Annotated in this window: 47 protein-coding genes and 1 pseudogene; 6 read left to right on the forward strand and 42 right to left on the reverse strand. The window is 69.5% G+C overall.

Going from position 1 to position 24,636, the window contains the following annotated elements; all coding sequences use genetic code 11:
* Nucleotides 1-12: 12 nt before the first annotated feature.
* From ACIQ7M_RS07015 to ACIQ7M_RS07040, 6 genes are all read right to left on the reverse strand, one after another.
* The gene (locus ACIQ7M_RS07015) at nucleotides 13-612 is read right to left on the reverse strand and encodes a hypothetical protein (RefSeq protein WP_403640654.1); all 600 of its coding nucleotides are present in this window, start codon (nucleotides 610-612) and stop codon (nucleotides 13-15) included.
* Nucleotides 613-639: 27 nt separating this feature from the next.
* Nucleotides 640-1,977: a hypothetical protein gene (locus ACIQ7M_RS07020; protein ID WP_403640657.1), complete on the reverse strand. Its 1,338-nt coding sequence runs from the start codon at nucleotides 1,975-1,977 to the stop codon at nucleotides 640-642.
* Nucleotides 1,978-2,218: 241 nt separating this feature from the next.
* Nucleotides 2,219-2,416 (reverse strand): hypothetical protein, encoded by a 198-nt coding sequence (locus tag ACIQ7M_RS07025; RefSeq protein WP_403640660.1) that lies wholly within the window; start codon nucleotides 2,414-2,416, stop codon nucleotides 2,219-2,221.
* 110 nt (nucleotides 2,417-2,526) lie between these two features.
* Nucleotides 2,527-2,658: a hypothetical protein gene (locus ACIQ7M_RS07030; RefSeq protein ID WP_403640663.1), complete on the reverse strand. Its 132-nt coding sequence runs from the start codon at nucleotides 2,656-2,658 to the stop codon at nucleotides 2,527-2,529.
* Nucleotides 2,655-2,813: a hypothetical protein gene (locus ACIQ7M_RS07035; RefSeq protein ID WP_403640666.1), complete on the reverse strand. Its 159-nt coding sequence runs from the start codon at nucleotides 2,811-2,813 to the stop codon at nucleotides 2,655-2,657. The genes ACIQ7M_RS07030 and ACIQ7M_RS07035 overlap by 4 nt, the downstream gene beginning before the upstream one ends.
* The gene (locus ACIQ7M_RS07040; protein WP_403640669.1) at nucleotides 2,813-3,076 is read right to left on the reverse strand and encodes a hypothetical protein; all 264 of its coding nucleotides are present in this window, start codon (nucleotides 3,074-3,076) and stop codon (nucleotides 2,813-2,815) included. Before ACIQ7M_RS07040 ends, ACIQ7M_RS07035 begins: the two co-directional genes overlap by 1 nt.
* Nucleotides 3,077-3,306: 230 nt before the next feature.
* On the opposite strand from ACIQ7M_RS07040, the gene ACIQ7M_RS07045 reads away from it, so the two are divergent.
* The 4 genes from ACIQ7M_RS07045 to ACIQ7M_RS07060 all read left to right on the forward strand — a co-directional run bounded on the left by ACIQ7M_RS07045 (nucleotide 3,307) and on the right by ACIQ7M_RS07060 (nucleotide 5,219).
* Nucleotides 3,307-3,639, forward strand: a complete 333-nt coding sequence (locus ACIQ7M_RS07045; RefSeq protein WP_403640672.1) for a hypothetical protein — start codon at nucleotides 3,307-3,309, stop codon at nucleotides 3,637-3,639.
* Nucleotides 3,640-3,765: 126 nt separating this feature from the next.
* A complete protein-coding gene (locus ACIQ7M_RS07050; RefSeq protein ID WP_403640675.1) occupies nucleotides 3,766-4,350 on the forward strand; it encodes an NUDIX domain-containing protein in 585 nt (194 codons plus the stop codon).
* Nucleotides 4,347-4,781 (forward strand): NUDIX hydrolase, encoded by a 435-nt coding sequence (locus ACIQ7M_RS07055; protein ID WP_403640677.1) that lies wholly within the window; start codon nucleotides 4,347-4,349, stop codon nucleotides 4,779-4,781. The genes ACIQ7M_RS07050 and ACIQ7M_RS07055 overlap by 4 nt, the downstream gene beginning before the upstream one ends.
* Nucleotides 4,782-4,916: 135 nt before the next feature.
* Entirely contained in the window at nucleotides 4,917-5,219 is a 303-nt protein-coding gene (locus tag ACIQ7M_RS07060; protein WP_403640680.1) for a hypothetical protein, read from the forward strand.
* A gap of 51 nt (nucleotides 5,220-5,270) precedes the next feature.
* Here the strand turns inward: ACIQ7M_RS07060 and ACIQ7M_RS07065 are convergent, their stop codons facing one another.
* The 15 genes and pseudogenes from ACIQ7M_RS07065 to ACIQ7M_RS07135 all read right to left on the reverse strand — a co-directional run bounded on the left by ACIQ7M_RS07065 (nucleotide 5,271) and on the right by ACIQ7M_RS07135 (nucleotide 14,200).
* On the reverse strand, nucleotides 5,271-5,885 hold the full coding sequence (locus ACIQ7M_RS07065) for a hypothetical protein (protein WP_403640683.1): 615 nt from the start codon (nucleotides 5,883-5,885) through the stop codon (nucleotides 5,271-5,273).
* A 30-nt stretch (nucleotides 5,886-5,915) separates the two neighbouring features.
* Entirely contained in the window at nucleotides 5,916-6,344 is a 429-nt protein-coding gene (locus ACIQ7M_RS07070) for a hypothetical protein (protein WP_403640686.1), read from the reverse strand.
* The gene (locus ACIQ7M_RS07075) at nucleotides 6,341-6,688 is read right to left on the reverse strand and encodes a response regulator transcription factor (protein ID WP_403640689.1); all 348 of its coding nucleotides are present in this window, start codon (nucleotides 6,686-6,688) and stop codon (nucleotides 6,341-6,343) included. The genes ACIQ7M_RS07070 and ACIQ7M_RS07075 overlap by 4 nt, the downstream gene beginning before the upstream one ends.
* A 60-nt stretch (nucleotides 6,689-6,748) precedes the next feature.
* Nucleotides 6,749-7,156 (reverse strand): SLOG family protein, encoded by a 408-nt coding sequence (locus tag ACIQ7M_RS07080; protein WP_403640692.1) that lies wholly within the window; start codon nucleotides 7,154-7,156, stop codon nucleotides 6,749-6,751.
* A complete protein-coding gene (locus ACIQ7M_RS07085; protein ID WP_403640694.1) occupies nucleotides 7,153-7,335 on the reverse strand; it encodes a hypothetical protein in 183 nt (60 codons plus the stop codon). Before ACIQ7M_RS07085 ends, ACIQ7M_RS07080 begins: the two co-directional genes overlap by 4 nt.
* Nucleotides 7,336-7,423: 88 nt before the next feature.
* Nucleotides 7,424-7,702 (reverse strand): hypothetical protein, encoded by a 279-nt coding sequence (locus ACIQ7M_RS07090; RefSeq protein ID WP_403640697.1) that lies wholly within the window; start codon nucleotides 7,700-7,702, stop codon nucleotides 7,424-7,426.
* On the reverse strand, nucleotides 7,699-8,784 hold the full coding sequence (locus tag ACIQ7M_RS07095; protein ID WP_403640700.1) for a hypothetical protein: 1,086 nt from the start codon (nucleotides 8,782-8,784) through the stop codon (nucleotides 7,699-7,701). Before ACIQ7M_RS07095 ends, ACIQ7M_RS07090 begins: the two co-directional genes overlap by 4 nt.
* Before the next feature lie 61 nt (nucleotides 8,785-8,845).
* On the reverse strand, nucleotides 8,846-9,646 hold the full coding sequence (locus tag ACIQ7M_RS07100; protein WP_403640703.1) for a DNA methyltransferase: 801 nt from the start codon (nucleotides 9,644-9,646) through the stop codon (nucleotides 8,846-8,848).
* A gap of 71 nt (nucleotides 9,647-9,717) precedes the next feature.
* Nucleotides 9,718-9,990: a hypothetical protein gene (locus ACIQ7M_RS07105; protein ID WP_403640706.1), complete on the reverse strand. Its 273-nt coding sequence runs from the start codon at nucleotides 9,988-9,990 to the stop codon at nucleotides 9,718-9,720.
* 59 nt (nucleotides 9,991-10,049) lie between these two features.
* Complete coding sequence (locus ACIQ7M_RS07110; protein WP_403640710.1) at nucleotides 10,050-10,490, reverse strand: hypothetical protein; 441 nt, start codon at nucleotides 10,488-10,490, stop codon at nucleotides 10,050-10,052.
* A gap of 57 nt (nucleotides 10,491-10,547) precedes the next feature.
* Nucleotides 10,548-10,943 (reverse strand): hypothetical protein, encoded by a 396-nt coding sequence (locus ACIQ7M_RS07115; RefSeq protein ID WP_403640713.1) that lies wholly within the window; start codon nucleotides 10,941-10,943, stop codon nucleotides 10,548-10,550.
* Nucleotides 10,944-11,008: 65 nt separating this feature from the next.
* Nucleotides 11,009-11,194: a hypothetical protein gene (locus ACIQ7M_RS07120; protein WP_403640715.1), complete on the reverse strand. Its 186-nt coding sequence runs from the start codon at nucleotides 11,192-11,194 to the stop codon at nucleotides 11,009-11,011.
* Nucleotides 11,191-12,741 (reverse strand): replicative DNA helicase, encoded by a 1,551-nt coding sequence (gene dnaB / locus ACIQ7M_RS07125; protein WP_403640937.1) that lies wholly within the window; start codon nucleotides 12,739-12,741, stop codon nucleotides 11,191-11,193. The genes ACIQ7M_RS07120 and dnaB overlap by 4 nt, the downstream gene beginning before the upstream one ends.
* A pseudogene (locus ACIQ7M_RS07130) lies at nucleotides 12,684-13,130 on the reverse strand (hypothetical protein); the annotation flags it as partial. The pseudogene ACIQ7M_RS07130 and the gene dnaB, both read right to left, overlap by 58 nt.
* Nucleotides 13,127-14,200, reverse strand: coding sequence for a hypothetical protein (locus ACIQ7M_RS07135; protein ID WP_403640718.1), 1,074 nt, complete (start codon nucleotides 14,198-14,200; stop codon nucleotides 13,127-13,129). The pseudogene ACIQ7M_RS07130 and the gene ACIQ7M_RS07135, both read right to left, overlap by 4 nt.
* A 141-nt stretch (nucleotides 14,201-14,341) precedes the next feature.
* On the opposite strand from ACIQ7M_RS07135, the gene ACIQ7M_RS07140 reads away from it, so the two are divergent.
* Nucleotides 14,342-14,545 (forward strand): type II toxin-antitoxin system prevent-host-death family antitoxin, encoded by a 204-nt coding sequence (locus tag ACIQ7M_RS07140; protein WP_403640721.1) that lies wholly within the window; start codon nucleotides 14,342-14,344, stop codon nucleotides 14,543-14,545.
* Nucleotides 14,546-14,596: 51 nt separating this feature from the next.
* Here ACIQ7M_RS07140 and ACIQ7M_RS07145 read toward each other — a convergent pair whose 3' ends face one another.
* The 21 genes from ACIQ7M_RS07145 to ACIQ7M_RS07245 all read right to left on the reverse strand — a co-directional run bounded on the left by ACIQ7M_RS07145 (nucleotide 14,597) and on the right by ACIQ7M_RS07245 (nucleotide 23,934).
* Nucleotides 14,597-15,778 (reverse strand): hypothetical protein, encoded by a 1,182-nt coding sequence (locus ACIQ7M_RS07145; protein WP_403640724.1) that lies wholly within the window; start codon nucleotides 15,776-15,778, stop codon nucleotides 14,597-14,599.
* 57 nt (nucleotides 15,779-15,835) lie between these two features.
* Nucleotides 15,836-16,735, reverse strand: coding sequence for a hypothetical protein (locus ACIQ7M_RS07150; protein ID WP_403640727.1), 900 nt, complete (start codon nucleotides 16,733-16,735; stop codon nucleotides 15,836-15,838).
* Complete coding sequence (locus ACIQ7M_RS07155; protein WP_403640730.1) at nucleotides 16,732-16,908, reverse strand: hypothetical protein; 177 nt, start codon at nucleotides 16,906-16,908, stop codon at nucleotides 16,732-16,734. The genes ACIQ7M_RS07150 and ACIQ7M_RS07155 overlap by 4 nt, the downstream gene beginning before the upstream one ends.
* A complete protein-coding gene (locus ACIQ7M_RS07160) occupies nucleotides 16,905-17,033 on the reverse strand; it encodes a hypothetical protein (RefSeq protein WP_403640733.1) in 129 nt (42 codons plus the stop codon). The genes ACIQ7M_RS07155 and ACIQ7M_RS07160 overlap by 4 nt, the downstream gene beginning before the upstream one ends.
* Nucleotides 17,033-17,425, reverse strand: a complete 393-nt coding sequence (locus tag ACIQ7M_RS07165) for a hypothetical protein (protein WP_403640736.1) — start codon at nucleotides 17,423-17,425, stop codon at nucleotides 17,033-17,035. The genes ACIQ7M_RS07160 and ACIQ7M_RS07165 overlap by 1 nt, the downstream gene beginning before the upstream one ends.
* Nucleotides 17,422-17,670 (reverse strand): hypothetical protein, encoded by a 249-nt coding sequence (locus tag ACIQ7M_RS07170; RefSeq protein ID WP_403640739.1) that lies wholly within the window; start codon nucleotides 17,668-17,670, stop codon nucleotides 17,422-17,424. Before ACIQ7M_RS07170 ends, ACIQ7M_RS07165 begins: the two co-directional genes overlap by 4 nt.
* Before the next feature lie 64 nt (nucleotides 17,671-17,734).
* Nucleotides 17,735-18,538 (reverse strand): recombinase RecT, encoded by an 804-nt coding sequence (locus ACIQ7M_RS07175; RefSeq protein WP_403640742.1) that lies wholly within the window; start codon nucleotides 18,536-18,538, stop codon nucleotides 17,735-17,737.
* Nucleotides 18,535-19,512, reverse strand: coding sequence for a YqaJ viral recombinase family protein (locus ACIQ7M_RS07180; RefSeq protein ID WP_403640745.1), 978 nt, complete (start codon nucleotides 19,510-19,512; stop codon nucleotides 18,535-18,537). The genes ACIQ7M_RS07175 and ACIQ7M_RS07180 overlap by 4 nt, the downstream gene beginning before the upstream one ends.
* Nucleotides 19,509-19,763: a hypothetical protein gene (locus ACIQ7M_RS07185; RefSeq protein ID WP_403640748.1), complete on the reverse strand. Its 255-nt coding sequence runs from the start codon at nucleotides 19,761-19,763 to the stop codon at nucleotides 19,509-19,511. The genes ACIQ7M_RS07180 and ACIQ7M_RS07185 overlap by 4 nt, the downstream gene beginning before the upstream one ends.
* Nucleotides 19,764-19,894: 131 nt before the next feature.
* Complete coding sequence (locus ACIQ7M_RS07190) at nucleotides 19,895-20,047, reverse strand: hypothetical protein (RefSeq protein ID WP_403640751.1); 153 nt, start codon at nucleotides 20,045-20,047, stop codon at nucleotides 19,895-19,897.
* On the reverse strand, nucleotides 20,047-20,589 hold the full coding sequence (locus ACIQ7M_RS07195) for a hypothetical protein (RefSeq protein ID WP_403640754.1): 543 nt from the start codon (nucleotides 20,587-20,589) through the stop codon (nucleotides 20,047-20,049). The genes ACIQ7M_RS07190 and ACIQ7M_RS07195 overlap by 1 nt, the downstream gene beginning before the upstream one ends.
* 109 nt (nucleotides 20,590-20,698) lie before the next feature.
* Nucleotides 20,699-21,343 (reverse strand): hypothetical protein, encoded by a 645-nt coding sequence (locus ACIQ7M_RS07200; protein ID WP_403640757.1) that lies wholly within the window; start codon nucleotides 21,341-21,343, stop codon nucleotides 20,699-20,701.
* Nucleotides 21,344-21,871 (reverse strand): hypothetical protein, encoded by a 528-nt coding sequence (locus tag ACIQ7M_RS07205; protein WP_403640760.1) that lies wholly within the window; start codon nucleotides 21,869-21,871, stop codon nucleotides 21,344-21,346. It abuts the gene before it with no gap.
* Nucleotides 21,868-22,032 carry a hypothetical protein gene (locus ACIQ7M_RS07210; protein ID WP_403640763.1) on the reverse strand — a complete coding sequence of 55 codons (165 nt, stop codon included), beginning with the start codon at nucleotides 22,030-22,032 and terminating at the stop codon, nucleotides 21,868-21,870. Before ACIQ7M_RS07210 ends, ACIQ7M_RS07205 begins: the two co-directional genes overlap by 4 nt.
* Nucleotides 22,029-22,274, reverse strand: coding sequence for a phiSA1p31-related protein (locus ACIQ7M_RS07215; RefSeq protein ID WP_403640765.1), 246 nt, complete (start codon nucleotides 22,272-22,274; stop codon nucleotides 22,029-22,031). Before ACIQ7M_RS07215 ends, ACIQ7M_RS07210 begins: the two co-directional genes overlap by 4 nt.
* On the reverse strand, nucleotides 22,274-22,492 hold the full coding sequence (locus tag ACIQ7M_RS07220) for a hypothetical protein (protein WP_403640767.1): 219 nt from the start codon (nucleotides 22,490-22,492) through the stop codon (nucleotides 22,274-22,276). The genes ACIQ7M_RS07215 and ACIQ7M_RS07220 overlap by 1 nt, the downstream gene beginning before the upstream one ends.
* The gene (locus ACIQ7M_RS07225; protein ID WP_403640770.1) at nucleotides 22,489-22,764 is read right to left on the reverse strand and encodes a hypothetical protein; all 276 of its coding nucleotides are present in this window, start codon (nucleotides 22,762-22,764) and stop codon (nucleotides 22,489-22,491) included. Before ACIQ7M_RS07225 ends, ACIQ7M_RS07220 begins: the two co-directional genes overlap by 4 nt.
* Complete coding sequence (locus ACIQ7M_RS07230; RefSeq protein ID WP_403640773.1) at nucleotides 22,761-22,955, reverse strand: hypothetical protein; 195 nt, start codon at nucleotides 22,953-22,955, stop codon at nucleotides 22,761-22,763. Before ACIQ7M_RS07230 ends, ACIQ7M_RS07225 begins: the two co-directional genes overlap by 4 nt.
* Entirely contained in the window at nucleotides 22,952-23,248 is a 297-nt protein-coding gene (locus ACIQ7M_RS07235; protein ID WP_403640776.1) for a hypothetical protein, read from the reverse strand. The genes ACIQ7M_RS07230 and ACIQ7M_RS07235 overlap by 4 nt, the downstream gene beginning before the upstream one ends.
* Before the next feature lie 150 nt (nucleotides 23,249-23,398).
* Nucleotides 23,399-23,686 carry a hypothetical protein gene (locus ACIQ7M_RS07240; RefSeq protein WP_403640779.1) on the reverse strand — a complete coding sequence of 96 codons (288 nt, stop codon included), beginning with the start codon at nucleotides 23,684-23,686 and terminating at the stop codon, nucleotides 23,399-23,401.
* Nucleotides 23,687-23,700: 14 nt separating this feature from the next.
* Nucleotides 23,701-23,934 (reverse strand): helix-turn-helix domain-containing protein, encoded by a 234-nt coding sequence (locus tag ACIQ7M_RS07245; protein WP_403640782.1) that lies wholly within the window; start codon nucleotides 23,932-23,934, stop codon nucleotides 23,701-23,703.
* 176 nt (nucleotides 23,935-24,110) lie between these two features.
* On the opposite strand from ACIQ7M_RS07245, the gene ACIQ7M_RS07250 reads away from it, so the two are divergent.
* A complete protein-coding gene (locus ACIQ7M_RS07250) occupies nucleotides 24,111-24,554 on the forward strand; it encodes a hypothetical protein (RefSeq protein WP_403640785.1) in 444 nt (147 codons plus the stop codon).
* The last annotated feature ends 82 nt before the right edge of the window (nucleotides 24,555-24,636 follow it).

Here is a 24,636-nt window from a genome sequence, read left to right on the forward strand (position 1 = left end):
GTGGGCGAGCGACTAGCCGAGGCCGCCGAGGATGCCACCGAGGGAACCGACACCCGAGTTGGTCATCTGAGTGGCCATGGCGCCGATGACGGTGCCGGACAGGGCGACGCCAAGGAGGGTGACGACGACCGCGTCCCCGACCTTCAAGTGGTTGTGCTTAACCCGGAAGAAGACGATGAGGCCGAGGACGAGGATGGCGACGATCCCAACGGCGATGGTGCCGCCACCGGCCTGGGTGGTGACCTGCTGGTTGTAGCCGGTCTGCACGGTGGCCGGGCTGTTGGGGTTGGTGAGAGCGGCGCCCTGGCCGCCGTCGGCGGTGAGCCCGTTGCTGATGCCGGCCGGGTCGGTGCCGTCGGTCTTGGCGGCGGCGAGCACGATCGTGGACGTGTGCTCGGGGGTGGCCTTGTAGCCGGCGGTGTCGAGGCCGCGGATGTGGACGACGCGGCCGTCGGGCAGCTTCACCGGGGCTCCGGTGGCACGGTCGACGTGGACCTGAATCTCGGCCGCGGATGCGGTGTTCGCTGTTGCGGCGGTGATGGCGGCGGCGCCTCCGAGGAGGGCGACGGCCGCGCTGCCCGAGACGGCGATCCGGCGGATGGTGGCGTTCATTTCGATGCTCCTGATTCGGGTTGTGGATCAGTCGGTGTTCTCGGGTTCCGCCGTTACCGCGTCGCGGAGGCGGATGGCGTATTTGGTGCGGCAGCCGACGGCTTCGCGGACGTTGCGCGCGGAGAGTCGGTCCTTGCCGCCGAGGGCTTCGGCGAGCTTGCGGACGGCGGTCAAGTCGGCTTCTTCGAGGGGCCGTTCCGTGTCCGAATCGACGGGGCGCCGAGAGGGCTGCTTCCCTTTACCCCCAAGGGGTGTACGGGTCTCGGTGCGCCTCTCGGAGCGGGCCCGTGACCCTCCCCCCACGGGGCCGTCGGAGGGCCCCCCTGTGGGCGTTCCGGCGGGTCCGTCGTCGCCGCGGTTCGAACCGAATACCTCGGCCAGCCAGAGGTCGACGGCAACGCTCTCGGGAGTGCGCCCGTAGTCGTTCATCACGGACTCGATGGCCTCGCGGGCCGCCTCCTTGGAGGCGAGCGATTCGGCCGTCACGGACAGCGGGAGGCCGTGCATCGTGTCCCACGCCTGAGCCCACGCCGTCTCGCGGTCGATGGCGCCCGTCGGGTGCGCGGCGATGATCCGCTCGAACTCGGCGAACTCGTCCTTGAACAGCTTCCGGCGACGCTCGTCCTCGGCCTTCTCGACCAGCTGCCGAGCCTGCTCCACCTTGGCCGCCTCGCGGGCGGCGCGGCGGTCCTGGGCGCGCTGCTTCAGATCGCGCCCGTCCTCGGCAGCCTTCGTCTCCAGGAACTGACGGACTTCGGCAAGCAGCGGGCCGATCACTGACGTCGCGGCCAGGGCGATACCGGCGACCGTGCCGTACTCGGTCATGCCGTGTGCCAGGTTGATGTAGCCGGCGACCGAGGCGAGCGCCGCGGTCATCAGCCAGAACGGCCAGCGGGGCAGGCCCTTGCGGTGCGCCCACCGCGTGCCCATGACCCCAACCCAGGCGAGAAGTTCGAGGAAGAACGGGATCGGGGCCAGCGTCCACGCCGGGCCGGGGTCCTTGTCGTCCTTGCGGTGCAGGCCGAGGAAGTAGCTGATCTGTGCAGGGAGGGCGGCGAGCAGGCCGAGCGCCATAACGACGTTGACGAGCGCCTTGAACGTGGCGCCGTTCTCATCTCGCTGCTCGCGCCGCTTCGCCTTACGGGCCGCCTGATCGTCCTTGGCGGTGTCCTTGACGTCGCCGAGCTGCTTGAGGAGCTTGGCCTGCTTGACCTGCTCGGCAAGCTTCGCTGTCTGCGTGACTGCAGCGCCGGACTCCACGGCTTGTGCGGCGACCTGTGCCTCGGCGGCGGCCCGGGCCGTCTCGGCCTTCGTCTTCGCTACGTCAGCTTCACGCTCCTCCCAGGAACGGTATCCGCTGCTCATCAGGTGTCCTTCCAGGACTCGGTTGGGGCGGTACAGGGACAGAGGGCCGTGGGTGGCGGCACGGAGGGGAGCCGCGACGCCCGCCACCCACGGGGTCAGCGGGTGCGGCGGAGGCGATCTACGAATCGCGGCCGGAAGGCGGGCCGGGGATCCCAGCCGTTGGCGTAGCGGCGCCAGCTGGTTCCGGTGGCCCAGCGCTGCGAGCAGCGAGCGAAGGACCGCTCGTAGTCGACAGCGGCCATCAGGCGACGTCACCGAGGCGGGCATCGAGCAGCTCGTCCATCAGGGACGCGCCCGGGTTGGTCTTGTCGTAGATCAGGGCCTCGTTACGGATCGCCAGTCGCTCCTGGCTGCTACGGGCGTTCAGGTAGCTCGCGATGAGGCCGGTCCGATAGGCCGCGTCCGAGGAAGGGGCGGACGAAATGAGGCGCAGAGACATGGGGGTGCCGTGCCTTTCACGTGGATCAACGGAATGGACAGTGGTCGTGCGGGGTGGGAGACCGTGGCGCGGGACGGGGGTGTCGGACCGCGCCACGGTCGGTCAGGGGGTTAGCGCTGCTGCTGCGCGGCGGCCAGTCGAGCGGCTTCGGCGGCAGCGGCTGCGGCCTTCGCGGCTTCCATGTGCTGCCGGGTCTGCTCCGCAAGCGCCTTCGCCTGCGCGCCCTGCTCGGCGGGGCTCACCGCTCGCCCCGGACGACGAGGAAGCGGTCGGAGTCGATGTCCTGTACGACGGTGACCGGGATGCCCTGGTCGCGGAACTCCTGCGCCTGCTCCTCCGCGGGCCAGGAGCCGCGCGGGTGGCCGGCCGGGGTGGCGGCGAGGATGTCGCGGGCCATCACGCGACTCGGATCAGGTCGGCGCGGTCGGCCATGGCCTGCTGACGGAGTCGCATCGCCATCTCGTCCGCGGCGTCCAGGCAGCCTTCGTAGTCGCCGGCCGCGGCGAGCTCCTGGTAGTGGGCGGCGACGGAGTCGTAGCGGGTCGTGGCGTCGGCCGGAGCGCGAACGTAGGACGCGGCGTCGTGAGCGGCGCGGTCGGCCACCGACATCGGGGCCTGGCGATCGGCGCTCGTGAGCGCCGGTACGATCTGCGTAGCCATGAGGGGACCCTTCAGAGATTCCTCGTGGTGAGGGCCGGCCTGCGATGTAGGAGTCGCGGTGTCCGGCCCGTCTTCTTTTGTGTGCCGTCCGCGGACTGGGTCCGGTAGGAGTGGACGACTAGCGCCTTCAAGGGGGTCCTTGGAGCCGCTGAGAGATAGCTTGCAGTGACGCGACGACGACTGTCAAGGGGTCTCTTGAAGTGTCGGCAAATGGCCCATACGCTACGTCCATGACAGAAGCGCTCACCTCCGCCATCGAGTCCGAGGCGGGTCGGCTCGCAGGAATCACCGACCCCGTCGAGCGCTTCCACGCGGTCCGCGAGTTCCGGCAGAAACTGGCGCGCGGCGACCGCAGCGGCAAGGAGTTGGAGCAGGCCGTCGTCAGTGAGCTCAAGGAAGGTCGACCATGGCGCGAGGTCGGGGAGCTCCTGGGAGTCTCCGGCTCTCGCGCCGAGCAGATCGCCAAGGGGCGAGGGCCACTTCGTCATGCCGCCGAGTCAACGCCTCGCGCAGGCGCGGCAGAAGGACACGCCCCGGACACGAGCACGCCAGAACAGCCGTAGGTAGACACGGCGGCGACATCACCTAGCCGTCGCCCCGCCAGACCCGAGCGCAGCGAGCACGGGAGCCTCACAGTGGACCTCGTCGGTACGTGGACCGGCCGCACGGCCTGCCTCCTCCAGGAGGCCATGCGGATGACCAACGAGGCGTTCGCGGAACGCCTCGGCATCTCCGCGCGGACCATCTCGCGATGGCACGCCAGTCCGGAGATGACGCATCGCACCGAGGTTCAGCAGATCCTCGATCTGGCATACGAGAGGGCGGGTGATGCGGTGCAGCGGCGGTTCGCGCTCCTGATGCGCCCGCCCGAGCCGCGCTTGGAAGCGCAGGCGCTGCGGGTGGCGATAGCCGTCGTGCTGCGGGGTGACGACATTCTGCTCGTGTGCCGGCGCGGGGACGGTGCACTGCGCTGGCAGTTCCCGGCCGGCATGGTCAAACCGGGTGCCGCCCCGGAGTCGGTGGCGGTGCAGGAGACGCACGGCGAGACCGGCGTTCACTGCACGATCCGGGAACCGCTCGGCGAGCGCATCCACCCGGTGACCGGCGTGGTGGCCTCCTACTACCTGGCCGATCACCTGGCGGGCGAGGCCGCGAACCTCGACCCGCTGGAAAACGTCGACGTCACCTGGGTGCCGCGCGCGGCGCTCACTCGCTTCATCCCGCAGGACCAGATCTACCCGCCCATCCTGGACGCCCTGGAGGTAGCTGCATGACGACCGAGACGACTACCGAGCAGAAGACCGAGAAGCCGCCGGTGTCGGTCGCCATCATCGTCGACCAGGGCCGCGTCCTGATGGCGCGCCGCAGGGCGAGCGAGGGCGAGATCTCCTGGGTGTTCCCAGGCGGCGCGATCGAGGCCGGCGAATCCCCGGAGCAGGCCGCGGTCCGCGAAGTCGATGAGGAGACCGGTCTGAAGGTGGAGGCGGTCAAGGTGCTCGGCGACCGCGTGCACCCGAAGTCCGGCGTGCCGATGCACTACGTCGCCGTCCAGCTAGTCGGCGGTGAGGCTCGGGTCGCTGACGACGAGGAGCTCGACGCGGTCGCATGGATCACGCACGCGGAGATCGCCGACTACGTGCCCTACGGGCTGTTCGGGCCGGTACAGGAGTACCTCGACGGCGCGCTGCCGCACCAGCTCGCGTGACATTTTTCAGGTGGTCACCGTTGGACACCTGAGGGAAGAAACAGCGAACGGCCCGGTGCGCTAACACCGGGCCGCTTCGAACCGGCGAGCGCTAACTCGCCGATCATCAGTCCGTCTCGTCAAAGGGGACCTGCCATGCAGAGTACCGCCACACGCGTGCCCGCACGAAGCGCAATCACGACCGAGCGCCTGTTGACTGCACCACTCCCTCAGCTGCTCGCCGACGCCGGCGCGACCCTGGTCGAGTCGTCGATCACAGAGCACGGCTTCACCGGCTACGCACACCAGGAGGGTGGCCGGCTACTGCTGGCGATGCGGCGCGGACAGCCCGCCTTCGAGCGGGACTGTGTGGCCCGCGCTCTGCTTGGTGATGTACTCGGTGTGCCGTTGCCGGAGTTGCCGGCGCCGTATCAGTTGACTCCCCTGGCTGGCGCGTAGGCGAACAGCATGACGCCCCCGCACCGGAGTTGATCCGGGCGGGGGCGTTCGTCATGCGGCTCGTCGTTCAGCGAGGTGCAGGTCGAAGAGTGCCTGCCGGTCGTACTGCGCCCCGCAGGCGTCGCAGTGTTTGCCGGGACTCTCAATGGTGATTTTCAGGGTGGCACTGCATGTGCAGGTCACTCCGAACCAGCGCGGTCCTCGCTCCCCGCCTGTCGCCGATTCGGCTTGGCGCCTCAAGCTGGAGACTTCGCCCGCGAATTCGTCGAACGCTCCGTGCCGTTCGGCCGCCCAGGGCAGCAGGACCCGCAGCCGCTTCACCGCCTGGTCGCACTGCTGCTGGAGGTCGCCGTCCCAGCGGGGGTGCCGGTAGCCGAGCAGGTCGTGCCAATCGACTAGCCAGGTCTGCAGGATGGTGACGATGCCTCCGCGGGCCGCGAGGGAAAGTGGAGCAAGGCGGAGCGGGAGCGGGGCGGTGCGGCTTCCTGACACGGCGGGGCCGCCGCTGCTGCTGCCGGGGTGCAGGGAGTCGCTGAGGCGGGCGTACAGGCCGTCGGCTCCGGCGAGGGCGCGGAGGTTGAGGTCGACGCGGTCGGTGCAGGGGCGGCAGGCCTGGTGGCCGAGTTCGTCGGCGTAGAGGTCGCGGTGGCAGACGGTGCAGGTCACGGCGGTGCTCCTTGCGGCGGTGCGGGCGGGTCAGATGCGGTCGTACTTGTCGTTCCAGTGGGCGCGATCGGCTGCGGCGCATTCGGCGACGTCGGGGCCGCTGTCGTGGGCGGGCTCGGCCGGCACGCAGTCGTCGTGCATCTCGCCGGGTGCGAGTCCGGCTTGGTCGGCGCGCCGGCACGCGGGACACGGGCTGGCGGTGGGCACGGTGGTGAGGCGCTGCCGCTCGCACTCGTCCTCCTCGGCGATCGTCCGGTGCGGCGGTTCGCAGATCGGCGCGGTCTGCTCGCCGTGGAGCTGCTTGTCGGCGAGGCAGGGGTCGGGGCAGTCGAGTCGGGCGCAGGTGACGTGGCCGCCGGAGCCGAGGAACAGTGAGGCCCATCCGCAGGCGGGGCAGCGGCCTCGGACGATGGGGTGCGCTGCGGCGGCGGGGGCGGTGGATGCGGGGAGGTCGGTCATGCGGCGTTCTCCTGCTGCTGGTTGCGGCGTGCGTTGCGGTAGGCGCGTTCCCCGGCTTTGCACAGGTCGCAGGCGGGTTCGTCTCGGTAGAGGTGGGCGGCGTAGCCGGCGTGGTCGCCGTGGCGTTCGCGGCGGATCAGTCCTTGCTCCCAGGCCAGGTTCACGGCGTGGGGCAGGCTCTTGGCGCCCAGCTTTGTGATCGCGCTTTGGGCGTAGTTCTTGACGGAGGAGAAGGCGAGTTGGAGTTGGGCGGCGATCTGGGCGTAGCGGCTGCCGTCGGCGATGGCTTTGAGGATCTGGAGTTCGCGGGCGGTGAGCGGCTCGCCTCTGCGGCTGGGCCTCACGGTGTTGCTCCTGGTGGTTGGGTGCCGTCCGGCCGGGAACCGGACGGCAACGGGGCGGGGTCAGGCGGTGAAACGGCGGACCGGGATCCCGGCCTGCTCGGCGAGGGCTGCGGTGTGGGAGGCGCCCCGGCTGCCGTTGCGGATGAAGGCGAGGCAGACGTCCGCGCCCTTGTCGACCATGGCCTTGTTGCGGATCGGCCCGGCAGCCTTGCCGTTGAGGCGCCAGTTCGCGGGGTGGGCTTCCTCGGTGATCCGCTCGTAGTCGTCGGTGCACGCGGGGGTGAACGTGGTCAGGGCCCAGGCTTTGGCCATGATGTCGGCGCCGGTGGGGCAGTCGCCGTGGACGACGACGATCGGTTGATCGTGTGGGCGGACGGCGAGGACTTCGGTGAGGGCGTGGCGCACGATGCCGATGGCCTGCCAGTCGCGGCTGCCGGTGACGAGGATTCGGTAGGGGTGGGCGGTCACAGTTCGCCTCGGATCCGGAGTTCGTCGAGGTATTCATCGGCGAGGGTGTGGCAGATGTCTTCATGCTGCTTCGGGCCGGTTTGGGCGTAGCTCTGGGCGTCGGTGCTTGCGCGGGCGAGTGCGGACTTGAGGGTTTCGGTGCTGTCGTGCTGGTGCGGGCGCTCGGGGCGGTTGGTCATGACGGTGCCTCCTTGGGGTCTGTGCGGTCGTCTGGCGGGTTGTGGTGGCGTCGGCGGGGATCTGTCGGTCGGATCCCCTGCCGTCGCGTCAGGCGGCTTTCTGTGGCTTCTCGTCGGGCGGCTGCGCCCAGCGGGGCGTAGGACGCCTCTCCGGGGTCGGGAGTGAGCGAGGGGCCTCCGGGGCGTCAGGGGCCGGGAGGCGGGCGCTGAGGCCCCGCCTGATGGCCCGCCACGCCCCCACCCCGGCGACCGCGAGCGCAACCAGCACGATCGTGACGACCACGGCGGCGGCCACGATCCAGGCGAGGATCGCGTCGGCCAGCACTGCGGCGGTGTCGATCACGTCGACGAGGAGCACCGCAGTCACGAGGCGAGTCCGGGGCACGTGACGTCGCTCGGGTCGCGGGTCAGGCGCTCGCCGACGAACTCGCAGGGCGGGCGACCACAGCAGGAGCTGATGCCGTTGGAGCCCGGCAGCGGGATGGCGTGCACTGTGACGACCGGCTCGGCCTCCGTGTCGGGTGTGGCAGCAGCACCAGACACGGCGGCGGGCGCGTACTGGTGATCCGCAGGCCAGCCGCCAGGGCATTCGAGGCAGCCGCTGATGTTGTGCGCGGCCGGCGTGTGCCCGCATCGGACGCAGCGCTCAACGTCCTCCGCTTCGGCGGCTGGCTCGTCGGCCTGGAGGCTGGCCCTGATCGATGCGCAGATGGCGGGGATGCCGCTGGCCGGGTCGAGGTCGTGCGGCATCCGGCAGTGCGGGCAGCGGGGGCGGGTGGCACGCCGCTTCGGCATCCACTCGCAGGGGCAGCCGTCCGCGCAGCCGTAGATGCTGTGCTCGTCGGCCGGGTGCGGGCAGACGCAGCGTCGGGTCTCGGGCTGCTGCGCCTCGTCGGCCATGGCGCGTAGTCCGACAGCGACGTCGTGGACGCCTTGCCAGTAGCGGGGGTCGGCCTCCTTGCCGGTGGCTTTGTCGATGAGGGCGTCGTAGGCGTCGGCTGCGCTGCGGAGTGCGGCGGCGCGGGTGGTGGCCGGGTCGGGCAACACCGGCAGGATCCAGCGGGCGAGGTCGTCAACGAACGCGGTGATCAGCAGCGGCCCGTTCGGGACGCCGTCGTTGCTCAGCTCCCTGAACGGGGCGCGCTTGATCGCGGCCACAACGGCGGCGCGGAGGTCGGCCTGGTCGGCGGCAGGCGGGGACACGACGGCGGTGCGCGCCTCCGCCTGTCGCAGCCACTCCTGGTAGGCCTCGCGGTCCTTGACGACGCGGAGGATCCCCTCGCCGTAGGCCTGAGCCCGTTCCCGAGCGCTGCACCACGCCGAGCGGTACCGGTCGCGCTGGTGGGTCAGGGCTCGGATCTCAGCGCCCATGCTGCTGATCACTTGGGCGGCTCGGTTGACAACGGTGTCTGCGTCGGCCTCGGCTGCGGTCTCGGTGGTCTCGGTCACGGTTGCTGCTCCTGGGGGTTGGGGTGGGGCCGCCCGGCAGACGGCCCCAACAGACGGGCGGTCAGGCGGCGGTCATCAGGTCGGCGATGCGCTCCGCGGCTTGCACGCGCTGCACGGCGAGCTCGGCGTCCGTGCGGGTGATTTCGACGAGGAAGCAACGCCGGCCGGACAGGACCGCGGCAACACCGGTGCTGCCGGACCCGGCACATGGGTCGACAACCAGGTCCGAGTCCTCGATCCGGTGAGCACGGGACGTCGACGACTCGATCAAGTCCCGCATCAGAGGGATCGGTTTTTCGTTGGAATGCCGGGCGCGACCCCGGCCCGGCCTCGGGTAGCGGAGTACCGATCCGCGGCGCAGCCGGGCCGACAGGGCCCCGGCGCTCTTGGCCCGGTCGCTGGCCCGCTTCACGTGAACGCCGAACGTGAACAGCTCATGTCCCGGCCCCCATGGCAGGGTGAGATCGCCGCTGCCGATGTCGAGCTTGTCCCACACCAGTTCCGCAGCACTGCCGAGCCGCAGCGGTCCGGTGAGCTGGTCAGGCATGTAGCCGAACACGTACACGTGCCGGGACGGGGCGAGGCCGCGGGTGGTGCCGGTGGTACCGACCCATTGGGCGAGCACGCCCGGCCAGTCCACCGACCCGTCGTCGCCGGGGATCTCCTGGAAGCGGTCGCTGCGCCCGGAGTTGTAGCGCACCCCGTAAGGCGGGTCGGTGCACAGGAGGCCGTATCCGTCGGGCACGGAGGCGATGATCTGCGGGTCGCGGCAGTCGCCCCAGATGATCGTGGCGCGGTCGGTGTGGTGGAGGATCTGCCCGCCGGGGGGTGGGGCGAGGTCGAGGGCGAGGCGGTCGGTCATGGTGGCTCCTGGGTTTGAGAGGATCGGTGACACGGCCGCCCCGCTGATATCCGCAGCGGGGCGGCCTGCGGTCAGACGGAGTCGTCGGCTTCGGCAGCACGATGGGCGGCCGTCTTCCACTGCGGGTCGTCGCTGGGTGCCGGGAGCAGTCCCGCGGCGACGGCAGCGCGCACCCACTCGCGGGCCTCGGCGATCAGCGCGTCGGGGTTGTTCTTGCCGAGCCACAGCCAGTCGCTGCGGCTGCCTCCGGTGCGCATCCGCCAGGCGGCCTCAGCCAAGTGCCGGATGCGGGGGTCGGTGGCGTAGTGCACGGACTCGGCGAGCGTCGGGTCGAGGTGGGTCATCGGGGTTCCTGTCGTTCGGTGTTCGGGTCGGGTGGTGTGCTGGGCTGCGGGGCGCGGGGTCAGACGGGGTCGACGACGCCGATCGAGGCGCGCAGTTCGTCGTGCTTCTCGTCGCCGCGCATGCACAGGACCCGGCTGTCCTTCAGCTCGTCCCAGCCGTCTCCGACCGTGTGGCCGCTGGCTTCGGCGATGGACGGGAAGTGCATGACGAACTCGGCCTCGTCGTACCGGTAGCCGCAGACGGCGCAGCCGACGGTGACGCACGCCTTCTGCTCGAACCCGTCGGGCATGGTGCTGGACTCGGGGTGTTTGGCGACCCAGGCGCGGACGGCCTTCTCGACCTCGTCGAGGGCGGCGTTGCCCCGGCCGACGGCGCGGTCCCACTCGGGGCTGTCGGTGAAGGCTGCGGAGGCCTGGCGGACGCTGCGGTTGTAGACCTTGGAGGGCTCCTCGATCTCGCGCATGAGGGCCATGAGGTTGAGGTGGCGGCGGCTGGTCATGGTTGCTTACTCCCGGGTCAGGTAGTTGGTGTGGTGTGGGTGTTGTTCGCGGCGGAATCAGGCAGAGGCGGCGGTCGTCGCGTCAGGCCACGCGAGGGCGTCGGCGACGGTGTGGCCGCGGTACGACAGGGACTTCGCGGCCTGCTTCGCCAGCTCCAGTGCGGTGGCTTCGTCGAAGCGGTGGGCGGCGATCCATTCGCCGTGCTGCTTCTCGAACTCGTCGCACTCGGCTTCGGTGGAGGGTTCGGCGCCGTCGCGCCAGTCGAAGCCGAAGGACCACTGGCCGTCGTAGCCGAGGAGACGACTGCGGCTGGCGACCGCCCACTTGCCGTCGCCCCGGTAGTCGACTTGGACGGTGAACAGGAAGCGTTCGTCGTGGTCTTCGGGGAGGCAGCTGATGACGTAGCGGGTGGGCTGGATGGTCGGTTCGGGGATGGCGGCCGGGCTGGTCATGTGGTCCGTCCTTCGGTATCGCTGCTGGTGGGGTGGTGGGTGGCGTCTGCGTGGCGGCGGCGGGGTCAGGCGGCGCGCCGGTGATGCTGCTTGCGGCGATGGATCTCGGAGTAGGCGGAGAGCATCCGGCTGGTCGCCCAGCGGTGGCCGCACTCGGGGCACTGGTAGCCGTGGACGATCGAGTCGCCGCGGCGCTTCTCTGCGGCCGGGGTTATGCCGCGCTTGCAGCAGTTGGGGCAGGAGTCCGTCATGTCTGCGCCATGTCGACGAAGCGGCTGTAGTGCCCCTGGAACGCTGTCGTGATCGTCGCGGTCGGCCCGCCTCGGTTCTTCGCGACGATGAAGTCGGCTTCACCGGCCCGGGGGCTCTCGCGGTCGTAGGCGTCCTCGCGGTGGAGGAGGATCACCATGTTGGCGTCCTGCTCGATGGCCCCGGACTCGCGGAGGTCGGACAGCAGGGGCTTCTTGTCGGTGCGCTGTTCCGCACCCCGATTGAGCTGCGACATCGCGATCACAGGGACATGGAGTTCAGCGGCAAGCTTCTTCAGACCGCGGCTGATCTTCGCCACTTCCTGCTGCCGGTTCTCGCTGCGCCCTGACATCTCCCCCTCCATCAGCTGGAGGTAGTCGATGACGACGAGCCGCAGGTCCCGCTTGCGCTTGATGCGCCGGCAGTGAGAGCGAATTTTCATCAGCGTCAGCCCGGCGTCGTCGACGATGTCGAGCGGGGCAGCGTTGATCACCGGCCAGGCCCTGGCAAGGCGGGTCCAGTCGTCGTCCGTCATGCCGTTCTGGCTCTGCAGGTGATGCAGAGCGACCCGCGCCTGAGCGGACGCGATCTTCATCTTCAGCTCGGTCCGGGACATCTCCAGGCTGAAGAACACGGCAGGGAGGCCTTCGACGATCGTGGCGTGGCGGACGATGTCGGTGCCGAGGGTGGACTTGCCGATGGCGGGCCGGGCTGCGATGACGATCAGCTGTCCGGGCTGGAGGCCGTTGGTCAGCGAGTCGAAGTCGGTGAACCCGGTCTTCACGCCGCGGGCCGGGCCGTTCTTCTGCAGTTCTTCCAGTTGCTCCAGGAAGTCTTCGCCGTCGGAGCCGATGAGGGTGTCTTCGTCGCCGCGGCTGGTGTCGTCCACGATGCTGTCGACTTCGGCTCGCAGGTCGTCGAGGAGTTCGCCGGTCTCGCCCGTGCCGTCGGCGATGACGTGCAGGGTGCGGGTGCAGGCGGATTGAAGGTTCCGCAGTACGGCCTTCTCGCGGACGATGCCGGCGTAGTACTCGCCGCTAGTGGCGCTTGGCGCCTGCTGGACCAAGTGGTGGAGGTAGTTGGCGCCGCCGATGCGGCTGATGTCGCCGGTCTTGGCCAGGTCGTCGGCGAGGACGATCGGGTCGACGGGTGCGCCGTCGAGGTAGCGCGCAACGATCGCAGCGAAGATCGTCTGGTGGGCGGGCCGGTAGAAGTCGGCCGGGTTCTTGATGATCTCGGTGACGTCAGCGATCGCGTCGCGCGACAGGAGCATCGAGGAGAGGGTGGCCATTTCGGCGGCCAAGTCGTGCGGGGGCAGGGTCTCGCGCTGCGGCTCGGGCTCGTAGTCGTCGCGGCTCACTGGGTGTTGCCTTTCCTGAGGTCGTCGCCGGTGAAGCGGGCGACGGTGGCGCCGTCTCCGATGCGGGAGGCGGCACGGTCGCCGAGGACGTTGCGGAGTTCGCCGGTGGTCAGGTTCGTGGCGATGACTGTCGGGCGACGGTTCTGCCAGCGGCTGTCGATGAGCTCGCTGATGGCGTCGGCGGTCCAGTCGTTGACGGCGCGGGCGCCGAGGTCGTCGATGGCGTACAGGTCGGCCTCGCGCCATCGGGTGAGGGCCTCGTGGTCGACGGGCCGGTCGGTGGCGACCTTGACGTCGTAGGTGGTGGCGATACGGAACAGGCCCTGCCAGCCGCGGCGGATGAGAGTTTCGTTGAGCTTCCACAGGTGCCACGTCTTGGTGGTGCCGATCTCGCCGGTGAGGATCAGCGATCCGTGGCGGCCGGCGAGGTAGCCGTCCACCCAGGAGCGAACGTCAGCCCTGAGGTCGCCCGGCTCGTTGAAGGCGGCGGGGCGACGGTCGAGGAAGGCTTGGAGGCGGTTGGCAACGGCTTCGGCCTGGGCCTCGGCCAGCCAGGCTTCGTGGTCGGTGAGAGTCATGATGCGAACAGGTCCTCGACTTTCGAGTTCGTGTAGTCGTCGGCGGTGTGCGTGTCGGCGCGGGACCCGGTGCCCCCGACGGAGTGCAGGGGCCGGTTGCTGCGACGCTCGGCGGCCCGCTTGGCGTCGTCCCGGATCCACTTCTGCCAGGCGTCGGGCCACGAGGATCGGCGGGCGCCAGTGGAGCGGTAGTGGCTGACGAATTGGGCGGTGGAGTACTCGATGTCGACGGCCGTGCCGTAGGTGCGCAGAGCCCAGGCGCGCATCACGTCGGTGACGACGAAGCCGTCAACATCGATCGGGGCGAGGGGGAGGCCGTCAGGCCGTTCAGCGCCCGGCGCGCTACTACCTGAGGTCTTCTCCCCCACCTCAACCACCACGGGGTTTGGGGCAGGGGCAGGGGTAGGGGCAGGGGCAGGGGCAGGGGAATGCGCGCGTGATGCGCCCGCGCGCCCGCGCGTAGAGCCTTTCGGACCCCCCTCGCTATCCCCTTCGGCAGGGGTATCGGAGGGGGTTCCCGAAGGGGGTGTGGAGGGGGTTCGTGAACCCATTCGGGAGGGGTCGGGGTCGGGGGTGCCGAACGCCTTCCGAAGGGTCTCGATGTGATTGGCGATCTGCTGGCGGATGGAGGGGCCGTCCTGCCCCTTCAACTTGGTCGGTTCGTCGCTGAGTTCGTCGAGCGGGATGCGGTCCATCTCGGCGAGCAGCGCTGCCTGAAGACGGGGCGAGGAGATCTCCATGGCGCCGGACACCATGGCGCCCATGACCTTGGGCATGCGCCACACGCCGTCGTTGCGGACGAAGGAGCGGATGAGGAGCTCCTCGGTGTCGTCGTCCATGACGATGAAGTGGGAGGTCTCCAGGCTCTGGAGGAGTTTCTCCAGGTCCGCCGAGGTGAGGCCGCGGGCCTTGCGGGACCACCGTCGCAGGGTGAGGTCGAGCAGGCCGGCGTGGTTCAGGTTCGGCTGGGAGATCAGGAACAGGTAGAGGCGCTGCTCTCGCTCATCGAGATCCAGGAAGTCGGTGTCCTCCCAGACGCTGGTGAGGATCCGGCCGTGGCCACGGGCCATGAGTAGGTCTTCTTTCGGAGAGTGCTGGTTGGGGGCTTTGGGCGCGCGGAACCAGGCCCTCTAGGGCGGCTTTCTTGCGATCACCTTGCAGCCATAAGTGTACACTTGGGTACGCGAGCGTACATCAGCTACCATGGGTGCATGCCTGCGAACACAAGCGCCGAGATCGGCATCCGCGAACTGCGGGCGTCGCTGTCCGATGTCGTCAACGAGACCGCCGTGTACAGCCGGATCACCTACGTGACCAGCCGCGGACGGCGCGTTGCTGCGATCGTTCCGGTGCCCGACGCCGAAGCCATCGAGGCGCAGAGGGAAGCAGCATCTGACGCTGCCGAATCCGACTGATCGCATCCCTCCTCCTCTCCATGGCCCCGCGACGACGGGGCCTTCGTCGTGTCAGCTGGCCGAGCGCCAGGGCGTCGTGGGCCGGTGGTCGTCGCAGCGCCATCCGGCCGGGTAGAAGCGCGCCGGGCCGCCGCACTTCGGCCGGCCGGTGTCGCACACCCCGGGCACCGGGCTCGGAATGGCAGGCGCGACCAGATGCGAAGCCGGGCCGGCTTCCCGCGGCGACGTCGACAGGTCGACGGCCTGGAGGCGCATCGCTTCGAGCTGGGCTTCCTTGGCGCGGGAGTGCCCCGCGCGCCCGCCCTTCCGAGTCCGCTCCCCCGGCGCCGGTGAACCGCCGGACTGTGAAACAGCCGGGCTGGCTATGTAAGCGAGGTACTGGCCGTAGGACGCCATGTCGGTCCAGAAGAACCGCGGCGCCCGAAGCACCTGGGCATCCATAACCGGCATGTACGCGCCGACGGGCGCGCCGCGGAGCACGTCATCCAGCTGGCCGGCCGTGACCTGCCCGCGGGCGTGCGGCTTGCCGCAGCCGCTGAACTTGCCGTTCGGGCACTCGTAGCCGTTACGGACGGTGCAGGTGTAGACCTCTATGCGGTAGATACCGCCGCGGAACTCGTGCCGATAGTTCGGATTCGCGATCACCTTTGCTGGGAGACCGCCATCGGTACGCAGGATGGGAACCTGGCCCCGCACCTTGTCGCTGGTCGAGTGCCACATAGCGGTGCGGCCGACGGTCGCGGCGAGGCGTGTCCGCTCGGGTGCGCTGTAGCGGCCGGTGGCGCTGAACGGGGAGTGCTGGTGCTCGTAGGCGATCGTGAGCGTGCCGGTCAGGAGAACGTCGGCGCGGGTCTTCATGTTCGGCGCCCACGCTTCTCGCCTCGGGTTGTAGCCCTCGGCGTCACCGATCATGAATGCGCGATCGTTGAATGCGCGGTGTTCTTCCGACTCGACCGGCTCGTAGTCGTGGTCGGGCCGTGACTCGCCCGGCTGGTGGCTGACGACTCGGGTGCCACGGCCTGTGCTGTACGTCCTCATCCACTGCACCTCGCGGTACAGCTCCCAGCACTTCGCGCACTGCACGAGCTTGGCCTTCGGCGAGTTCACGTTCCGGGCGCGCAGCTGCGTCCACTCATCAGCGGTCAGCTCGTTCGCGTCGACAACGCCCTTGTCATTCCGCACGGCGCGGGGACAGACGGCACCGTCTGTGATGACGATCTGGTTGTTCAGCACGCTCTCCGGTCCCTTCCTCCGGGCCCCGCCTTTCGGCGGGGCTTTGTCGTGTGCGGGCTAGGCGGCCTTGAGGTACGGGCTGGCCGCGGGGCCTTCGGCGGGCCGGATGCGCCGCTGGCCGGTGTTGATCTCGCGGGCGATGTCGCGGACGTAGCCCTCGGCCATGCCGAGGCGCGCGGCGATGTCGGCGTGGGAGAGGTTGAACGTGATGAGGTGGGCGATCTCGGCGCGGCGGAGGGCGCCCAGCTGGTGCATGCCGAGCTGGTCGTCGCGGAGGGCCGGCGTGAAGTCCGGGTTGTCGAAGTCGTCTTCGTCCCAGTAGGGCGGCGGCGCCCAGCCGCGGTCGGCGGCCATCTTCCGGGCGCGTTCGGCGTAGTAACTGGGCAGGCCGTGCTCTTCGGGCTTCTGGTCGCAGAGTTCCGCGTAGAGGTCGCGGATCTGGTCGGCCTGGAACATGGCGACCCGGCCGCCCGATCGGCCCTTGATCAGTTGGTTGATGTTCTCGCGGTCTTTGCCCAGGCGGCGGGCGAGTTCGGCGGAGTACCAGCCGGCCGCGACGAGGGCGCGCAGGCGGCGCTGGGTGCCGAGGCCGGGGATGTAGGCGCGGGATTCGGTCGGGCCGGTCTTCCCTCGCGGGATCGGCACGGAGAGGATGCGCTTCTCGGTGGCGACGTGGACGGTGCCTTCGCGCCGCATGATCCGGTAGAGGACGTCGGGGCAGACGCCTGACTGCTTGCGGATGGTCTTGTCGTCGAGGCCTGCAGCCCGCAGGAGCAGGACGTGGTTGGCGGCCCGTTCGGGTCGGCGCTGGATGCCGCGGCCGGTCTGGCGCAGGTAGCGGTTGCGGATGTTCTGCGCGTTGGCGCCGGCCTTGCACTTCGCGCACTTGCAGCCGCGGCGGTAGCGGCGCGGGTCTCCGTGTTCGAGGGCTTCGGCGGGGATGGCGGCGGTGGTCACGGCGTCTCCTCTCCGGTGCTGGTGTCGCGGGCTGCCTGTTCGGCGAGGATGTTGTCGATCAGCCGCCCGGCGGCTGCGAGGGCCCGCCACACCTGCCGGCAGACGAGGACGAGCAGGACGCCGGGGACGAAGACGATCGCCTCGTTGAGGAGCCAGTCGGCGATGGGGCTCACGTCCGCCTCCCGGGCTTGCGGTCGGCGAGGAGGGACAGGGCGGCACCCAGTGCGCCGCCGATGGCTCCGGCGGCGATGAGGGCGACGTACAGCCAGCCGAGGTTGAGGTGCTGGAGACGGTCCATCAGGCAGCCTCCGTCCGCTGCTCGATGCCGGCCTTGATGCGGGCGGCGGTCTTGCGGGCGGCGGCGATACCGCGGCCCTTGGCGGTGAGCTGCCAGACGGCGATGCGGTGGGCGTGGGTGTTGGCCTGCGTGGACGGCACCATCCGGCCGGTGTGGGCGATGAGTCCGCCGGCACGCATCGCGTTGATAGCGGCGCCGAGGAAGCCGTGCCCGAGGTCCGGCAGAAGGTCGCGGAGGTCGTTGCAGGAGAACTCGTCCTGCTGGCTGCCGAAGTGAAGGACAGCCTGCTCGACCAGGAACAGGGACCACTCGGACTGCTTCACGATCTCGTCGAGGAGCAGGTCCTTGCCGTCGGCGGCGAGGCGCTCGGCGAGAGACAGGCGGCGGGTCATCGGGCCACCTCGATCTCGGTGAGTTCCATGCCTGCGGCCGGGCTGTAGGGGACGGAGCCGACGACGGGCCAGTCGGCGACGACGTCGTCGGTCTCGTAGCCGGTGGAGCCCCAGCGGTCGGTGACCATCCAGCGGGCGGGGTGCGGCGGGGACGGCCAGAGGATGGCGAGGCGGGTCCCGTTCGGGGAGCGGCGGGCGGTGCCGATCAAGTCGTCGGCGGGGGTGGTGGTCGAGTTGTCAGTCACGTCGTGGTCTCCTGGGTTCAGGGACCGGCCGCATTGCCCGCGGCCGGTCCTTGGCGTGTGCGGGCTAGTTGCCGCTGCTGGCGCCGAGTTCGGGGCGCTGCGGCTCGCTGAGGTACTCGGGAGGTACGTCGATGGCGTCCGGCGCAAGATCGGTGCGCACGGTGCCGTCGTGGGCCATGGCGCGGGCGAGTGACGCGCTCTTCGGCAGGGCCTTGAAGTGGTTCCGCAGGACGGTCTTCTTGGCCTGCTCGTCGTAGTGGTTGCGCCAGGCCGGGCTGTTGCCGGACTGCATCTTCTGGCGCCGCTCTTCGATCTCCGCCGGGTACATGACCTTGAACGTCCGTCCGCCGTTGATCAGGCGGGCGACGGAGTAGTAGGCCACTGCCTTGCCGCGCGGTCCGGTCTTGCAGGGCCGGTGAACGAGCTTCTCCTCGAGGCCTTCCTCGTGCTCGAAGTAGTCGTTCTCCCGGACGGTCTCGACCTTCACCGAGGACGCCATCGGGTGCTGGTAGAAGAGCGTCACCATGCCCTGGTAGCCGAGCTGGAACTCGGCCTCTCCCTTGCGGGGAATGATGTACGCCTCCCCGGTCGGAGAGCCCGGCTCGAAGCCGAGCTGGCTGCAGGTCATCAGCGCGCCGAGGAAGGACTCCGTGGTGCAGTCGGCCAGGTCGGGGTTCTTACGGATCAGCGTCAGGGCGATACGGGCCATGCGGTCCGCGTCCATGTGCTTCGGGAGAGCGCGGGCGAGCTCCGGCTTCATTCGCTCGATCTGCTGCGCCATGGTCGGCTTCTGCTGCTGACCGTTCTGCTCGAGCTGGCCGACGTTCTCGGCGCGGCGGGCCACAGCGTTGCGGGCGTTGTCGGTCACAGGTTCTCCATCACGATGTTGAGAGCGCGCGTGTCTTCGCCGCGGTACGGCTCGGGATCCAGGTCGGGCTCGAGGTCGAGGGCGGCGGTCTTCCAGCTGATCTGGCCCTTACGGGGACGCCAGGTGTAGGCGAGTTCGCCGCGGATGTAGACGTCGGTGCCGTCGCCTGCTATCGCCTTGAGGTGGTTGTCTGCCTCGGTCGCAGCGATCTCGGCGGCCTCGAGCTGCTCTTTGGCGGTGCGCCGGATGTTCAGCCACTTCTCGACCTCGGCGGCGTCTGCGATGACGTCCTTGCGGGTCGGGTTGGCGTGCAGGCGGTCGAGGAGCTGGCCGGTGGCGACGCTGCCGTCGAGGGCTGGCTGGGTGCCGGTCTCGACCTGGCCCCAGAACTCGGCGGCGATGGCGAGGAGGTCGTCGATGAGCTTCTCGTCGCGCTCGATGCGGTGGACGATGGTGCGTTGTCCGCCGATCAGGGCCGCGGTGTAGCCGAAGCTCCAGCCGGTGACCATCAGCTGCCACTGGACTTGCACTTGCACGTCGACCGGGGTCTCCTCCAGCCACTCGTTGAGGGCGTAGGAGCTGCGGGTCTTGAGCTCGAGGGCGCCCATCTGGCTGTCCTCGACGGTCGCCCTGTCGAGGTTGACCAGAGCCCAGGGGATGTCCGGCAGGCGCAGGGTGCCCGGGTTGCTGAGGGCTGGCAGTCCGGTCGCCTTGGTGAAGCGGCGGGCGACGACGGGCTCGAGTTCGTGCCCCATCTCGGCGGCCTCCGAGAGGACTTCGTCGTTGCGGCGGGGGATGGCCTGGCCGATCTTCTTGAACCAGATTTCCAGCGGGCTGGTGTACGGGTTGAGGCCGCAGATCGCGGCGATGTCGGATCCGCCGATGCCGGTGGCGCGGACGGCGTGCCACTCCGAAGGGTCGGGGTCCGGGCCGAGGACGACGGTGGCCCCGGAGGGATAGGTGAGGGTGCTCACGCGGCCACCTCGCCGCTGGCGATCGCGTACAGCCTGGCGACGCCGTCCTCGTCGTACTGCGCCATGCGGACGGCTTCGGCTTCGGCCGGGTAGCTCAGGGCGAGCTTGGCCATGTTGACGTTGTCGGCGTGGGCGAGCAGCTCGAGCAGGCGCTGCGTGAAGCTTCCGGGCCTGTAGCCGCCTTCGCGTCCGAACATCCACAGGACGTGACGCGCGGTTTCGGAGGGAACGATGCTGTTTGGGGTGCTCATGGGATTCCCTTTCGGGCGTGCGGTTGGGCGGGCGTCTCGCCCCGACCGGGGGGGGGTGGTGCGGGGCGAGACGCCCTGGGAGGCGCGGAGCTAGGGGGAAGACTCGACGCGCCGGCTGGTGGAGTTGTGGATCAGAGGAGGTCGTCGAGGATGAACTCGCCGAACCAGGCCAGGGCCAGGACGACCAGGCCGACGATCGCGGTCCAGTGCAGGCTGTGCGTGAGAGCCCATGCGATGCCGGATGAGGCGACGCCGACGATCAGGCCGAGGAGGAAGCGGGCCATCAGTTGGCACCCGCCGCTTCGGCGATCCGGTTGTGGGCTTCGTTGAAGTCCTCGGTGTCGAGGCCCATCCACGGCACGGCGTCCGTCATGGCGACGAGGACGTCGAGGGCGTTGAAGCCCTCCGCCTTGGCCTCGGCTGCTGCGGCTTCGATGTCGGCGTCGCTGTAGGTGCCGTTGCTGCTGACGTCGCCAGGCATGTAGTTGCTGCCGGGCTCGTCGCACCAGGCGAAGCTGAGCTTGGCGTAGAGGTCGCGGGCGGCCTGGTCGCTGACTGCTTCCTTGATGGCGGCCGTGTCCTGTGTCCAGTCGATGCCGGAGTCGACGAGGATGGCGACGCCTTTGAACGCGTCTTCGCGGCGCATGGCTTCGGCGATGGCGAGGCCTTCGTGGTGGCCGATCCGCCAGCGGGCCGGGTCGTTCAGGGTCTGGTTGGCGGGCATTCGGAAGACGACCAGTCCGGGCGCAGCCTGAACGGCTCCGGGAACGGTGTGCTTCTGCTGACCGTGCACGATCATCGTGTAGTCGGTGGTCTCACCGATCATGGGATTCCTCCATGCGATGCTGGTGTCGGATCCCCGGGCGTCTCTAGCGCTCGGGGGTTCTTCTTGGGCGCCGGCTGGCCGGGAGACGCGGCACCGGCCAGCCGGACGATCAGGTGGCGGCCTCCCGCTCGTCGATCCACTGCTGTGCGATGCGGCTCGCAAAGGACCGGTAGACGGTGCGATGGGTGTCCCGGTCGACGACCCAGAAGCGGCACGGCCCGTGCATGTGGTCAGCGGCGTGCACGTAGTGCCGGCCGTGTTCGCCGTCCTCACGCTTGCGAATCAGGTTGATCTGGATGCAGTGCTTGCCGTGCCGATCGGTGTAGCGGTGCCAGCCGCGCAGTCCGTGGAGTTCGACGTAGGCGTCGAGGCGGGCCGCATGCCATGACCGATCCTCGACCGGCGCCGAGGTCTCGGCCGCGGCCAGCAGGGAGAGCACCGAGGCTCCCCGGTGCCTGTGCCAGTCCTTCGCCCAGCGCCCGGTCGCTTCGCATTCGGCTGCCCGCTGGGCGAACGTGCGGGCGCTGTGCCGGGCGGTGGCGGTGAAGTAGTCGTCGAACGACTTCATGGACCAGTCATTGATCGAGTCCCGGTCCGGCAGGGGACCGTTGGGCATGCCCTGCAGGTCGGCAAGGATGAGGGCTACAGGCTTGGGTGCGGTCGTGGTGTCGGGCTGGTTGCTCGTCAGGGCGGCTTTGGCGTCTGCGAAGAACGCGGCGGCGTCCGGGTCTGTGACGGTTGCGAGGTCGAGCATCTATGCCACCTCCTTAGCGGGCTCATCGGCGGTTAGGGTGGGGATCTGCTGGGTGTCGGCGTTGGAGCCGTCCGGTACGTGGCCCGGGTCGGTGACGGCCAGCGGAGAGGCGCCGAGCCGGACCGGGCTGCCGCTCTCGAAGCGGCCAGCCGGCGGGGCGGCGGGCGCCTGGTAGGCCAGCGGGATGACGGAGTTGACGTTCGCCTTGAAGGCGCGCAACGCCACCAGCTCGGCCGCCTGCCGGGCGAGCTGCCGCTCCAAGCCTTCGGCCCGCGCTTCGGCTTCGTCGCAGCGTCCGGCCTTGGCATTCACCTCGGCACGGATCTCCCTCGCCTTCGCCAGCTGCTCGCGGAGGCTGCGGATCGTGCGGGCCTGCCCGTCGAAGCGGGCCGCCAGAGCGGTCGCCTGCTCGGCGCGCGGGGCCAGCTCCTGCACCTGCCGCTCGGCCTCGCCAAGGAGGCGGTGCAGGTCGAGGCAGGACAGGCCGCGGTGGGAGACGACGCTGCGGACGGTGTCGACGGCGGTCACGACCGGGCTCCTTTCAGGCGTTCCTGCTGGGCGGTGAGGGCGGCGAGTTCGGCCCGCTGTGCGGTGATGCGGGCGGCTGCCCGGCGGATGTAGAGGCGGTAGAGCGCGTTGGTGAAGCCAGCGGTCGGCGACAGGCGCGACGACGGCAGCGGGGCGGTCACGGCGCGGCTTCCAGGGCTTGCCGGTACAGGGCGGCGGTCGTCGGCTGCGGTACGGGTACGAGCGGGCCGTGGGCGGCGTACACGTCGGGCAGCGGCAGGATCCCGGCGCTGGCTTTGCCGGTGCGGAGCATCAGCGGGTCGCCGGACTCGGTGTGCTCGCACGTCCACAGCCAGCGCGTGCCGTCCAAGGCGATCTGAACCCGGTCGAGGTCGATCTCCGTGCCGTCGAGGAGGATGGTCATTACGCCACCTGCCGGAGGCTGCGGTTGCGGCTGACGGCTGCGGCATGGGCGAAGACGACGGCCAGCTTGTCCAGGGTGTTCTGGTCGGCACCATCGAGGTTGAGGGCGACCGCGAGACCGAGGCCGACGGTGAGTGCACCGTTCGTGGCGTCGAGGACGATGTCGTCGGTGTTGTCGCCCACGAACACGATCGCCTGCGATACGCGGGTGTTGCTCACGACGCCTCCAGCGAGGTCGGGTAGGGGAAGGCAGGGACGGTGGCGTCGGGGTCGGCGTCGTGCAGCAGGTGCCGCAGTTCGGCCGCCTCGCCGGGCGTGGCCTTCACGTGGGGCTGCTCGGCGAGGATGAGTCGCAGGCGGGCGACCGACTCATCCCGCTTCTGCCGGCGCCGCTCGTCTGCCGCGGCCTGCCGCTGCTTCTCGACCAGGGCTGCCATCCGCTCGCGGAGGGTCGGCAGCGTTACGTCCAGGTCGGCGATTCGGCGGGTCACCGGACCGGCTCCTCGTCACCGACCGGCATGGGCAGGGCCCCGACTGCTGCGACCGTGGCGTCCAGGTCCGGCTCTGCGCCGTGGATCGGGCAGTCGCGGTCCCAGTCGCAGTCCGTTGTGGCCTCGGCCGGGTTCCAGCCGCAGGCGGTCTCGCGGGCGAACCGGGCAACGGTCCCGGGGTAGTCGGTCACGGGTGTTCGCCACCCTCGACCATGTCGCGGATGTCGGCGGCGTCGCGCTCGGCGGCAGCCCTGTCGCGGTCCTCGCGAAGCACGGCGGAGTACATGTCGACGTGGCCGCAGGGGTTCTTCCAGGTGTCCACGGACAGCCAGTCGCCGTCCTCGTGGAAGTTGTGGTTGCGGACGGTGCTCTCGCCGTCGTCCGTCACGCCGCGGGGGCCGCCGCACGTCGGGCAGCGGTCCGAGATCGTGACCTTCTGGATCCGGACGCCCACGTACTCGCGGCCGGCGCCCCGGTCACACACGCGGACTGTCAAAGTCCCGGTGGTCTGAGAGGATTGAGGCACGTGAAGCCCCTTTCGTTTCGTGAGGTTCGTGAGGGGTGGAACGTGGCGACCCGTGGGTCGCGGGGCCCCGGCTGCTGGAGTGCGATCCGGCGAAGGGGCCTTTCGCCGTCAGGCGGCGGCGCGGGCCGGCTTGCGCGTCGAGCGGCGGAGGCGCGAGATCTTGGCCGGTTCGGCCGGCACGCGGCAGAGCTTGCGGATCTCGGCGCGGTCTTCGGGGCTGAGCCACTTCGCCCGGCCCATTCGGGTGTGGGGGAAGCCGTGCTGGTTCAGTCCGTCGAGGAGCCATCGGTGGCCGCAACCGAGGTCCACGGCCGCTTCCCTGGGGGGCAGGTAGCCGTCGCGCCGCATCATCGTCTCGGCGTCTTCGGCGGGGGTGGGGGTGCTGGGGGTGGACATGACCACCTCTCTTCTCAGGGGTCCTCGGATGGGGCGAGGAGTTTGGTGTTTGTGGACTTCAGGGCTGTGCGGAGCCGTATGTAGCGGGGTGCTCCCATGCGCTCCCTGGTGCCGGTCTCCAGGCGCTGGAGGTAGCTGCGGCTGATGCGTGCGGCTGCGGCTACGCCCTGTATGGAGAGGCCTTGGCGCATGCGCTCTTCGCGGAGCGATGGCCCATGCACCGTGTAGGTGGCTGGGGTTCTTGCCATGCAGAGAATCTACGCGTTTCTACGAGCCTGCGCTACCAATACCACGCAGTAACATGCACATACTCGCAAGATCGCGTCGGGGCGAAAGCCGTTTAAGGCTGAGTTAAGGTCACGGATCCGGCCAGAAACCTGGCTGTTCCTAGCTGTTCCTGAGAGCTCCTGCGATGATGTGCCGCATGGCACCCCCACATGACGAATCCGCACTTCAGAGGCTCGCCACTCAGGTCGCGCAACGGCGCGTCGACCTCAAGATGCACAAGATCGACGTGGCGCGTGCTGCGGAAATCCAGATCAACACGTACAGCAAGGTCGAAGACGGCAAGCCCGTGCGATCCGTGACCTACGGGAAGATTGAGGAAGTCCTTGGCTGGGCCCCCGGCAGCTGCCTGGACGTCCTCGGCGGAGCAGTCGCCGCAACCCTGATCGAGGGCGCCGCCCCTGGCGCCGTCATCTCACCCGTACAGAGCGGGGACCTCGCAGCAGACGTCGCTGCGGCCGTGCAGAACGCTGCCATCGTTGTCAGCGACTCCCTCACCTCCGGCGAGATCCGCGAGATGAAGCGTCTTGTAGTCGAAGAGCTCATCAAACGGGGCAAAATTCCACCGACTGATCGAGATTGATCGCTTCTTGAGCACAACCTTTTGCGGTTACCTTTTTGTTACATGTTCAACCGTGGTCACTTGGGGCAAGCATGGTCACAAC

Origin of the sequence: Streptomyces sp. NPDC096324 (genome assembly GCF_044763015.1) — a bacterium.
In the GTDB taxonomy this organism is placed as follows: domain Bacteria; phylum Actinomycetota; class Actinomycetes; order Streptomycetales; family Streptomycetaceae; genus Streptomyces.